Origin of the sequence: Sphaerotilus sp. FB-3 (genome assembly GCF_023706025.1) — a bacterium.
Classification (GTDB): domain Bacteria; phylum Pseudomonadota; class Gammaproteobacteria; order Burkholderiales; family Burkholderiaceae_C; genus Sphaerotilus; species Sphaerotilus sulfidivorans.
The window spans coordinates 1-251 of record NZ_BQWE01000071.1 but is presented as its reverse complement, the minus strand read 5'-3'; the positions used below and the strand labels follow the sequence as shown (position 1 = coordinate 251).

The window sequence follows — 251 nt, the reverse complement described above, 5'->3', positions numbered from 1 at the left end:
GTCTTTCCGCGGGGAGATTGCATCATCACAAACATTTCAACTTCGCTGAGTCTCTGGAGGAGACAGTGTGGCCATCGTTACGCCATTCGTGCAGGTCGGAACTTACCCGACAAGGAATTTCGCTACCTTAGGACCGTTATAGTTACGGCCGCCGTTTACTGGGACTTCAGTCAAGAGCTTGCACCCCATCATTTAATCTTCCAGCACCGGGCAGGCGTCACACCCTATACGTCGACTTTCGTCTTTGCAGA

Annotated in this window: 1 rRNA gene; it reads right to left on the bottom strand. The window is 51.8% G+C overall.

Annotated elements, in window-relative coordinates:
- Window positions 1-251, bottom strand: a 23S ribosomal RNA gene (locus NFT33_RS19080); the annotation flags it as partial.